The sequence below is a fragment of the Achromobacter pulmonis genome, assembly GCF_902859765.1.
Taxonomy (GTDB): domain Bacteria; phylum Pseudomonadota; class Gammaproteobacteria; order Burkholderiales; family Burkholderiaceae_B; genus Achromobacter; species Achromobacter pulmonis.
The window spans coordinates 1-6,720 of the sequence record NZ_CADIJV010000070.1 but is presented as its reverse complement, the minus strand read 5'-3'; the positions used below and the strand labels follow the sequence as shown (position 1 = coordinate 6,720).

Sequence of the window (6,720 nt, the reverse complement as noted above, 5' to 3'; positions counted from 1 at the left end):
GGCACCGCGCGGCCCGGTCCCAGGCGCTTGAGCAGGCGCGCGCCGGCCACGCTGCCGACGGCGCCCACCGCGCCGCCCGCCACCCCCACCAGCCACGCCACGCGCTCGGGCGCCAGGCCGTGGTCCAGCAGCAGCGGTTTCAGGTAGAACCAACTGGCGCCGATGAAGGGAAACAGCAGGGCCAGCAACGGCAGCCAGCGACGGCTGGCGGGCTGGCGCAGGTACGCCATCGCCTGGCGCGCGGTCGAGGCGGCGGTTGGCGCGGGCTGCGGCCTGCTTGAGCCGTCCGGCGCCAACGCGGCGGCCATGTCGATGGGCGCATCGCCTGCAAGGCCGTCGCTCGCGTCCCCCCTCTGCGCGGCATCGACGGTTTCCCGCAGCAGCAGCGTCAGCGCCGCGCCCAACGCCAGCGCGGCGGCCATGATGAGGAAAGGCGCCTGCCAGCCCCAGCGCGCCTGCGCCAGCAGCATCAGGCCGCCGCCGGCGATCGCGCCCAGGCACAGCGCCATCGAGCGGATGCCGCCGGCCCAGGCACGGCTGGCGGCGGGCAGCACGCGGATCGCCAGCGCGTTAACGGGTATGTCGACCCAGGTGCCGGCCAGGGCGGCGGCGGCCGCCAGCGCGAACAGCATGGCGCCATCATTCAACAGGTCGCGCCAGCCCAGCGCGAGCAGCACGGCGGCGTAGGCCAGCAGCAGCGCCACCGTCCAGCGCCGGTAGCCGCCCCGGCCCGCGCCGCGGCGGTCCAGCGGCATCGCCAGCAGGAACTTGAATACGGTCGGCAGGCTGGCCAATTGGAACAGGCCGATGGCAGTGCCGGACCAGCCGTGCTGGCGCAGCACCAGCGGCAGGCCCAGCCAGAGATAGACGCCGGGCGCGGTCAGCGCCAGGTTGAGCCAGCCGAACAGCGCCTGGGCCAGAAAGTGGCGCAGCGCCGGCGTCATGGCGCGGTCCGCCGCGCCGACAGCACATGCAGCGGCGCCAGCGGAAAGCGGTCGGAATCGAAGCCGCGCACCTCGGTGAAGCCGGTGTCGCGCAGCGCCTGCGCCAACTGGCCCTGGCGCGTCACGCGCCGCCCCAGCAGCAGCATCGGCAGGTAATAGCGCAGCACGCGCGCGGCGGCATCGGCGTCCTCCGGAATCTCGGCGTGCGCCATCACCAGCAGCCCGCCCGGCGCCAGCGCATCGTGCATCTTGCGCAGCGCGGCGGCGGCGTCGGGCACGAAATGCAGCACCGACGAGCACCACACCAGGTCGTAGCCGGCGCCGATGTCGGCCGTGGCCAGGTCGCCGCCGACGGCCACCATGCGCTCGGCCAGCCCGGCGGCGGCGATGTTCTCGCGCGCCACCGCGGCGGTCTCGGGCCAGTCGAACACCACACCGCTGGCGTTCGGTCGGTCCTGCACCAGCGCGATACCGATCAGGCCCGGGCCGCCGCCCAGGTCCAGGATGCGCCGCGCCGCGTCGGCGCCGGGCACGCAGGCGACCGCCTCGCGCGCGGCGGCCACGGCCAGCACGCGCTGTTCCTGGCCGATCTGCACCCGCGCCGCCTGAGCCCAGCCGCTGGCCTCGGACGCGGCGCCCGGCGGCGTGGCGAGCGCGGTGGCCGGGTCCTGGCGCAGCCGCTGCATCAACTGTTCGCCGGATTGCGCCAGCACGCGGCGCCGGTAGCGCCAGGCGTCGCCGCAGTAGCCGGGCCGGCCCGCCAGGAAGTGGGCGCGGGCCGTGGCGCCGCAGCGGTACAGCGTGGGTTCGCCAGCGATGCGATGCAGCAGGCGCAGGCCCCACAGCAGGTCCAGCAAGTGTTCGGCGGCGGCCGGGCGCAGCGCCAGCGCCTGGGCGACCTGCGCCGCGCTGGCTGGCGTCACCAGGTGCGCGAACAGATCCAGTTCCAGCGCGGCGTCGAGCGCGGCGGTTTCGACCGGCGCGGCGGCCAGGTTCCAATAACGTTGCAGGGGCAGGGGAGAAGTCGGCATGGGGGTTCCTTGGTAAGCGGTTCACAGGCGCCAGGTCAGGCGCAGGCCCAGTTCGCGCGGCGGGCTGTAGACGGTGACGATGCCGTTCTGGTAGCCCACGGCGTCGTAGCGGCGGTTGGCCAGGTTGTTGACGTAGGCCGAGATCTCCACCTGCCGCACCGTGACGCCGGCGGCCAGGTTGACCCGCGCGAAGCCGTTGCGGCGGTAGCGGTTGGCCGCGTCCAGGTACACCGGGCCGGTGCCGCTGAGCGAGGCCTGCGCGTACCAGCCGGCCGGCGCGTCATAGCGCGCCGTCAGGTGGCCGTTGACGCGCGGCGCGAACGGGTTCTGGTTGCCGCTGTAGTCGTTGGCGCCATCGCGGAAGTGGCTGAAGCGGGTGCGGTTCAGCCCCAGCCCGGCCTGCAGCGACCAGCCCTGGCCCAGCAGGTATTCGAGTTCGAACTCGGCGCCGATCGAGCGCGCCGTCGCGGCGTTGGTGACGTACACCAGCCCGGGCAGCGGCATCTGCTGCACCTGCATGTTGTCGACCGTCATCAGGTACAGCGCGGCGCCGTAGCGCAGACGGTTGCCCGGCAGCCAGCCCTTGGCGCCGATCTCGTACGCGCGCAGCGTCTCCGGCTGGTAGGCGGCGTAGTCGGCCGCTGGCGAAAACACATTGAAGCCGCCGGCGCGGAAACCATCGGCCACCGAGGCATAGACCTGCTGGCGCGGCGCGAAGGCGTATTGCAGCGCCAGCTTGGGCGTGACGCGGGTCCAGTCGGCGCGGCGCGCGCTGTCGCCGCGCGGGGTGAAGCGCAGCGTGTCGCGCTCGACCCGGGCGCCGGCCTCCAGCGTCCAGCGTGCGGCCAGCGGCACGGTCCAATGGGTGAAGGCGGCGCGGGATTGGCCGCGCAGCCGCACCACGCTTTCAGTCAGGCCGCGCGGCATCTTCTGGGTGTTGCGCAGGTCATGGTCGTCGCCATCGGCATACAGGCCGGCCAGCCATTGCGCGCGACCCAGCGTGCCCGCCAGGCGCAACTCCTGCGACAGGGTGCGGAAATGGTGGTCGCGGGCGATGTGCAGCAGGTCGGCGGGCTGGAAGTCGGTGTCCTGCTGCACGCGGTCGCGCAGGTCGTTCCAGGCCGTGACCGAGGTCAGGCGCAGGCCGCTGTCCAGTTCGTGGCGCAGCGCCAGCGAGGCGCTGCGGCCGATGGATCGGTTCCAACCGGGCGTGCCGGAGGCCACGGTGGCGCGGTCGGCGGTGGGCGAGCCCCACAGCGCGGCGCCGTCCCGGTAGTTGATCTGCGCATAGCGCAACGTGGCGTCGGTGCGCGCCGATGGCGTCCAGCGCAGGGCCAGCTTGCCGTTGCGCAGCGCGCGGTCGTCCTCGCGCCGGCCGGTGTAGGTGTTGTCGATGAAGCCGTCTTGGCTGCGCCAGGCGCCGGCCACGCTGGCGTAGAGGGTGTCATCGACGATCGGCCCGCTCAGGTCGAAGCGCAGCATGCGCAGGTCGCGGCTGCCGACGGTGGTGGAGACGCTGCCGCGCACGATATCGCCGGGCGGGCGGGTATGGACGTTGATGACGCCGGCCTCGGCGTTGCGGCCATACAGGGTCGATTGCGGGCCGCGCAGGACCTCGACGCGGTCGATATCCAGCAACGGGTCGTCGAAACCCTGCGCCATCAGCGTGGGCACGCCATCGACCACCAGCAGGGTCGAGGTCGAGAACGAAAAGAAGTTGGCCGACAGGCCGCGCATCACCGCCGCGTTGACGCCGGCCTGGCCGAACGGCTGGAACGTCAGGCCCGGCGTGACGCGTTGTAGTCCGTCGATATCGAGGACGCCCTGGCTTTCCAGGCTGTCGCCGTCGAACACCGACAGGCTGCCGGGCAGGGATTCGAGCGCGCGCGCCTGCTTGTCGGCGGTGACCGTGATGGCCGGCAGTTGCGCGGCGGGAGCGAGGGGCGGCGCGGAAGATGGCGGCGCGGCCGGTTGCGCTTGCGCGGCGGCGCTGGCGCAAAGCCACAGCAGGACCCAGGCGGCGCGAGGGTGAGGAAGAGGGCGGATCATCGGGATTCCTGTACGGACAGTCACGGCGGCCCAACGTGCGGCGCCGTCCCGAAGATGGTATTTCCTTTTGCGAACGCCTATCATTAGCATTCATATGCGAGCCGGATCGATTCGTATGCAATCCGGCGCATGCCTTCTTTCACCCCGGCGCCCCCGGCGCCGCCGACCGTCGACATCATGTCCCTGCGCATTTCCGCCACGCTTGCCCGGCCCCGCCCCGGTTCCCGTCCCGGTTGGACGCGGCTGGCCCTGCCCGCCGACCTGGGCGATTGCCATGCCGACCGCCTGGAACTGGGCGATGGCCTGGCGCTGGTGCATTCGCAGTACACGCCCGCCCGCGATCTGATCGAAGAGAACGCCGCCGGGCAGGGTGGACGCACGCTGGTCATCACGCTGGCGCTGGGCGGGGTTTCGGCCTATCGCGGCGCGGATGGCGCCCAGTTGGATTTCCGCGGCGGCCAGACCACGGTGACGGCGTTTCGCCGCCACCTGGGCGAGCGCCGCTACCTGGGCGGCAGCACTGTGTCGCAATTGCGCCTGTTGGTGGGCGAGCCGGCGCTGCGCCGCTACGCCGGCCAGGCCCAGGCCGAGGCGTTGTTCGGCGCCGGCGGCCTGCGGCGCCTGGCGCAGGGCCGCACCAGCGCCGACCTGGCCGCCGTCGCGGCCGAGCTGGCGCGGACCAGCGACCCGCTGGACACCCACATCAAGGCGCTGACGCTGCTGTCGCGCCAGTTGCGCGCGCTGGCGCCGCCTCCGGCGCCGGGCCGGCTCAGCCAGGCCGACATTGCGCGGCTGGAGCGCGCCCATGCGCTGATGCAAGCGCAGATGGACCGCGAGCTCACGGTGCAATACCTGTGCCTGGCGACCGGGCTGAACGAATTCAAGCTCAAGCAGGGCTTTCGCGCGCTATATGGCGACAGTCCCATGCGGCTGCTAGCCGCGATGCGCATGCGGCGCGCCTGGGAATTGCTGGAAGGCGGCTGCCAGGTGGCGCAGGCGGCCTATCAGGTGGGTTACCGCCATCCCGCCAACTTCAGCGCAGCCTTCACCCGCTTCCACGGCCGCGCGCCCAAGTCGGTATTCGGCAAGCGGCGCTGACGCGGCGGGCAGCAAGGTCGTTGCCCTCTGTGCATGCGCTGTCGCATGCTCCTGCAACGCGTGCCACCAAGATACGTGTCCCACGACGTTTGCCCCATGAAGCCTGCCCTATGACGCGCGCCCTTGGCGCGCGGCCTGCGCCCGTCGCCGCGACACGCTTTCCCATCCGGCCACCAGCATCATGATCAGCGTCGTCAGACCGCCCACCATCAGGTTGTCGGTGACGAACGCGGCCGGCGCCAGCACCGCCAGCAGCACCAGCCCGGCCCCATGCGACAGCGGAAAGCGCCCGTACACCACGGTCTTGTAGATGCCGTTGCCCAGCAGGTACAGCGCCGGACCGCCGAGCAGCGCGGCGGCGGCCGCCGTGACGATGCGGCCGTCCGGGTGCAGGATGACCAATTCGTTGGCCACCGCCGAGACGATCACGCCGGCGATCAGGATCACGTGCACGTAATGGAAGTAGGCGCCGACCCGTCCCGGATCGGCGTGGTGCGCAATGGCATGGCTGCCGTCCTTGCTGCTGGTGTCGAAGTACACCCACCACATCGCCGCCGTACCCAGGAACGCGGCCAGCAGCGCGATCAGGGTGGGGACGTTCCAGTGCGGATGTTCGCCGAGCGTGGCGCCGGTGATCAGCAGCGTCTCGCCCAGCGCCACGATCACGAACAACTGGCAGCGTTCGGCCAGATGGCCGCCCTCGATGGTCCAGTCGCGGGTCGTGGAGCGCCCCAGGCCCGGCAGCCAGAACCCCGCCATGGGCGAAAAATACTCGCAGGCCACCGCCAGGATCCACAGCATCAGCCGCGTATCGCCCGAGGACAGGCCGCCGGCGATCCATAGCGCCGCCGATAGGCACAGCCAGCCCAGCATGCGGCGAAAGTTCGGCGCCAGCGGATGCGACGGCCCCAGGTGCAGCACCACGAACAGCGTGCGCCCCACCTGGATCGCCGCATAGCAGAGCGCGAAGAGCAAGCCGCTCTCGCCAAAGGCGCCCGGCAGCACGGTGGCCGCCACCAGCCCCACCAGCATCACGCCGAACAGCATCAGCCGCATCGGCAGCGCGTCGGGATCGAACCAGTTGGTGACCCAGCAGGTGTATTGCCAGCCCAGCCACACCGCGAACCACAGCACCAGGGCGTGCAGCGCGCCCATCGGCGTCAGGTCATGCAGCAGGCTGTGCGACAGCTGCGTCACGGCAAAGACGTAGACCAGGTCGAAGAACAGCTCGACAAACGTGACGCGGGCCTCGTGGCCATCGCGGCGGCGCAGCAGATTGGCGCTGGCAAGGAATGTCATGGCGGGCGCTTCCTGTCCGGTGAAGGGGCGCCGCCAGATTACTCCTGGCCGGGCAGGGCAACCGTAAAGAATTCAAAAGACGTGGCGCCGCCACGACGCGCCCGGGCTTGAGCGCCCGGCGTCAGTGGCCCGCCGGCGCCTCACCGTGGCCGCCCAGCTCGCGGTTGCGCGAACGCACCAGCGCCGCGCTCAGCGCCGCCGCCACGGCCGCGATCACGGCGCCGGCCAGGAAGGTCAGCCGGTAGCCGCCGGCCAGCGCCGCCACTGGCGCCGCGCCCGCCGTGGCCAGGGCCGCGGTG

Annotated in this window: 5 protein-coding genes; 1 reads left to right on the top strand and 4 read right to left on the bottom strand. The window is 71.8% G+C overall.

Annotation, left to right across the window (positions count from 1 at the left end; all coding sequences use genetic code 11):
• The 3 genes from HV701_RS26385 to HV701_RS26375 form a co-directional block, all read right to left on the bottom strand.
• On the bottom strand, nucleotides 1-944 hold a 944-nt coding region (locus HV701_RS26385), incomplete at its 3' end, for an MFS transporter (RefSeq protein WP_175135948.1).
• Complete coding sequence (locus HV701_RS26380; protein ID WP_175135947.1) at nucleotides 941-1,975, bottom strand: class I SAM-dependent methyltransferase; 1,035 nt, start codon at nucleotides 1,973-1,975, stop codon at nucleotides 941-943. The genes HV701_RS26380 and HV701_RS26385, both read right to left, overlap by 4 nt.
• Nucleotides 1,976-1,996: 21 nt before the next feature.
• The gene (locus HV701_RS26375; RefSeq protein WP_175135946.1) at nucleotides 1,997-4,024 is read right to left on the bottom strand and encodes a TonB-dependent receptor; all 2,028 of its coding nucleotides are present in this window, start codon (nucleotides 4,022-4,024) and stop codon (nucleotides 1,997-1,999) included.
• A 177-nt stretch (nucleotides 4,025-4,201) separates the two neighbouring features.
• On the opposite strand from HV701_RS26375, the gene HV701_RS26370 reads away from it, so the two are divergent.
• Complete coding sequence (locus HV701_RS26370; protein WP_175135949.1) at nucleotides 4,202-5,122, top strand: helix-turn-helix domain-containing protein; 921 nt, start codon at nucleotides 4,202-4,204, stop codon at nucleotides 5,120-5,122.
• A 108-nt stretch (nucleotides 5,123-5,230) separates the two neighbouring features.
• On the opposite strand, the gene HV701_RS26365 is transcribed toward HV701_RS26370, so the two are convergent.
• The gene (locus tag HV701_RS26365) at nucleotides 5,231-6,421 is read right to left on the bottom strand and encodes a low temperature requirement protein A (RefSeq protein WP_175135945.1); all 1,191 of its coding nucleotides are present in this window, start codon (nucleotides 6,419-6,421) and stop codon (nucleotides 5,231-5,233) included.
• Nucleotides 6,422-6,720: the final 299 nt, after the last annotated feature.